This window comes from Planctomycetaceae bacterium (genome assembly GCA_041398785.1).
In the GTDB taxonomy this organism is placed as follows: Bacteria; Planctomycetota; Planctomycetia; order Planctomycetales; family Planctomycetaceae; genus JAWKUA01.
Map to the genome: position 1 here is coordinate 1 of JAWKUA010000062.1, position 3,783 is coordinate 3,783.

Below are 3,783 nucleotides of genomic sequence, written 5' to 3' on the forward strand. Positions count from 1 at the left end.
GGAGGTCGGCGGTCGCTTCGATGTGATCGAGCGCGGCTTCTGTGGTGTCCAGCAGCACCTGGTTCGACAGCGATGCCAGCAGTTTCGCGGACGGAGCGAACTCCGGATCGGCTGGCCGGTTCGGCAGACTCAGACTGGCTTCGAACAGGACGCGTCGCAGCAGGCTCGCGGTGCCGTTCAGGCCGTTGTTGCGTTGCGCGAACGCCGGAAGTGCCCAGTCATAAAACACGTCCAGCCGCGGGTCGAGGAAGGAATAGTCGGCGTCAAAGTCGCGCAGTGTCAGCCGGCCTTCCTCCAGCAGACGTTTTGCAATCGGCGTGCCGGCGTACGGCAGAGTGCGGCAGAAGTTGACGACGCTGGCTCCGTCGCCGGCAAACTCTCGGAGAAAGGCGATGTTGTTGCGGACGGTGGCGATCGTTGACCATGGTTCCAGCAGCATGAATCCGAAGTCAAAACTCAGACCCAGATCGCGAAGCACATCACCGGCTTTCAGATGGACCTCCGGGCCAAGATGCTTGTTGAGATTTAATAGATTGTTCGGATCGCCCGATTCGACTCCCATGTAGACGTGTGTGAGCCCGGCTTCGATCAGCGGTTGCAGCGTGTCGTGTGTGACTTCGTCGGAACGGCACGAGATTTTCCATCGCATGTCACGGTGCAATCCGCGAGCAATGACTTCGTCGGAAATGGCATGAGCCCATGATTCGGCGGCGCGGCCTCCCGCGAGAAAGTCGTCGTCCTGCCAGAGGATGACGCGCACTCCGCAGTCGCGATAAAGGTGTTCGAGTTCGTCGGCGATTTTGAACGGATCTCGCCGCCGCCTTCCCTTTGTGCCGTTGGCTTCGTAGAAGGTCACGATCGAACAGAAGGAACAGTTCCACGGGCAGCCTCGTCCGCCGAGAACCGAGGCCGTCGGCAGCGACTGCGACTTGTACGGAATGTTGTCACGATCAGGCCACGGCAGTTCATCCAGATCTTGTCGACCGGGCCGTAGCGGATTCAGGACAGTACGCTTGCCGCTGCGCCAGGCAATTCCGTCCAGATCGCGCCAGTCGTCGCCGTTTCGGATTCGTTCGGCGAGTTCGAAGAGTGTGTCTTCACCTTCGAACCGGACGACGGAATCAAGCCCCGGCATTTCCGTCAGCACGATCTCCGGCTCGAACGATGCGTAGTGCCCTCCGATCGTAATATGACAGTCCGCGCCCGCTCTGCGCAGTTCAGCAATCAGTTCAGCGTACTGCGGAACGAGATACTGAAAGATCAACGAGAAACCGACGATGTGAGGCAGAAAGTCGGCGGCATTGTCCAGCAGCGCGTCTTCGCCCGAGGAGATGGTGACGAACCGCGTTTGATGGCCGCCCTGTTTCAGACGGCTGGACAGGTAGCGCAACCCGAGGTTGTCCTGGTCCTCAAACCCCACCAGCAACACACGGCAAGGTTCGCGGTGAGAGATCATCGTCACTGCCTTTTTTGCAGTTCGGCCTCGATGACGGCAATCGCGTTCTGCAGCCGGCTGATCTGCGATTTCATCTGCACGATGCCGGAGCGAAGAGCACCCGTCGCCAGTTCGTCCTTCGTGCGACCGCGAGCGATCAGTTCTGAAAGCTCATCCGGCCGGCCGGAACGTGTTTCCCGAAGCAGGTTCCGAAGTCGAATCAGGTCAAATGGCACCGGATCGACCACCGGGTTGTTGCGGTCAATGATGCAGCTCAGCAGGTCGGTGACCTCTTCGAAATTCGAACGGAAAACCGGGGAACAAACGTCGGAGGAAGGAACGGTCGCAGCGTGTCGATGATACGTGCACTGCACACCGCACAAAACGGCTGTCCCAGCGTTCTCATCATGCAGTTAACTCAGGACGCCACGCGTCGCGATAATAGTAGAGAGCGCTGAACGCCCCACAGTGCCTGCCGGAACCGAAACCGGCTGAGATCACACTGGCTGCAGTCAGCGTTCGTCATTATAATTCGGAATAGCGGTGCCAGCAGAGACCAGGGCGTTCCACTTCAGTGGCGACAGACTGGTTGTCACGGGTGAATAAACCAGTGCTCCGGCGCCGGATGATTGTTCCAGTTCTGGCTGTATCAGCTCCGCAGCTGGCCCCCGGTCTCGTATTCGTCCAGACCAGAAGGCGGAATGGCGAGTTCGTGGATTCCGATCAGGTTTGCCGACTGGAGCCTTCAAAACGTGGCAACCGAACCTCCCGGCCTCCATCAGGTCAGCGAATTCTCGTCACCAGAATCGCATGCCACGACGGCACCTGCGAATTCACGGTGATCACCAGCGCGTTGATGACCTGCAACGGCCTGCAGTTACGGAATTCACAGAACCGGGCATCAAAATAGGTGGCAGGAATCGCTCAGGCCACCACGCACCGCAGGATCATCGGCGCCCGCTGTCCGTGGAAGTCACGCATCCACGCGGTGCTGAACGTTGATGCATTGTGAAGCGGCTGGCCACCGACCGACGAGCTGAAGGGCATACCATGCCGAAGATGTCGTTGACCAGGTTCGAGGCGTCCGTGGCAATCATCGCCATCTCTGCAATGGTAGCCCTCGCTGACAATGGCCAGATTCCATCGCGAACCGGACAGGCCGTTGTTCACGATCTGAGTTGTGCCAAGAACAGTGCCGTCGCCGGTACCCATCATTCAGCTCCTTTTCGGGAGATTCACCGATGTCTGACGCCCACGTCTTTAGCTTCACCTTCAAGGGACTGTCGCGAAGCACAATCGATGAGCCTGATCGAGATCCGGAACCAGCAGCACGACAACGCCGGCCGGTTCTTTGGCGTCGATTCTCATCAGCGGCCGCGCCGGATCGCCGGAAGGCACTTCGACGGAACGCAGCGACTCATGCATGAACCGGCGGTAAAGCACTCGGTCGCTGCGGTCTCGCAGTTCGCACCAACAGCCGCGACTGCCTTCAAGTCCATAAGTTGGGTCGGATGGCGGCACAACCATCCGCACTCGCTGGACCGACGTTTCGCCTCTCTCGAACCCCTTCGTTTCGACGGTGACCCGAAACGCATGAGTGGGGGCGACGTCCTGCTCAACACCGAACGATTCCACCATGAGAACCTCCCGCAACCGGATAGTAGTCGACGGTCGCCATGTATCGCGGCTGAGAACACCCGTTCAGTTCTTCGAGCCTATCGACAGCCATTCGGAATGTCAACGTTTCCGCCTTGAGCCAGCGTAGGACCGTCGTGGACGGCAAGGGGAAACACTTGCACACAATGCGCCAATCGTGAATGCCTTCTCGGTTCCCGTCGCGTCGCTGGTTGTCCGGTCCGGAGCGACACGGGTGAAACGGCCGCCCCAATTTCTTGGCTGAGGTGTCAAATGGCTGACATTCATACGAAAGTTGCGGCGCTGAGTCTGAACTTCGGGGACGCGACTGGAACAGCGCACGACAACTGGTCGAAGTCAGGAGGCGCGAAGAAGCCGTTGATCGAGATTCCGTGCACAACGGACAAGAATCTGGTGCTGCATGTGCATCTGGAACTCGACCAGGACTTCGGCAGAATCTCGGGCTGGAATGTGCAGCGGCGGCAATACCAGACTCCGCCCGGAAAATACCGGTACATTGAAACCGGGTCCGTCGCGGGATATCCGCGCCTCCTGTCGCAGGGAGAGAAAGCGTTCCTCTCGCGAAAGATGCCAGGCTGGAATCAGAGCAGCACATGGGACGAGTTCAACTTCACATTTCAGGCGATCGTGGGGGGCAAGGGACGCAAGCAACGATTTGCGGAGGCCGAAGAAGCCCGAAAACAAAAGTACGC

4 protein-coding genes are annotated in these 3,783 nt (G+C 59.0%); 1 reads left to right on the forward strand and 3 read right to left on the reverse strand.

Features of this window, described 5'->3' with window-relative positions:
- The 3 genes from R3C19_27355 to R3C19_27365 all read right to left on the reverse strand — a co-directional run.
- Positions 1-1,456 (reverse strand): radical SAM protein (locus R3C19_27355; protein MEZ6064080.1); only part of this gene is annotated, 1,456 nt, incomplete at its 3' end.
- Between the two features lie 2 nt (positions 1,457-1,458).
- On the reverse strand, positions 1,459-1,818 hold the full coding sequence (locus R3C19_27360; GenBank protein ID MEZ6064081.1) for a hypothetical protein: 360 nt from the start codon (positions 1,816-1,818) through the stop codon (positions 1,459-1,461).
- An 889-nt stretch (positions 1,819-2,707) separates the two neighbouring features.
- The gene (locus R3C19_27365; protein ID MEZ6064082.1) at positions 2,708-3,073 is read right to left on the reverse strand and encodes a hypothetical protein; all 366 of its coding nucleotides are present in this window, start codon (positions 3,071-3,073) and stop codon (positions 2,708-2,710) included.
- Between the two features lie 270 nt (positions 3,074-3,343).
- On the opposite strand from R3C19_27365, the gene R3C19_27370 reads away from it, so the two are divergent.
- On the forward strand, positions 3,344-3,783 hold a 440-nt coding region (locus R3C19_27370; GenBank protein MEZ6064083.1), incomplete at its 3' end, for a hypothetical protein.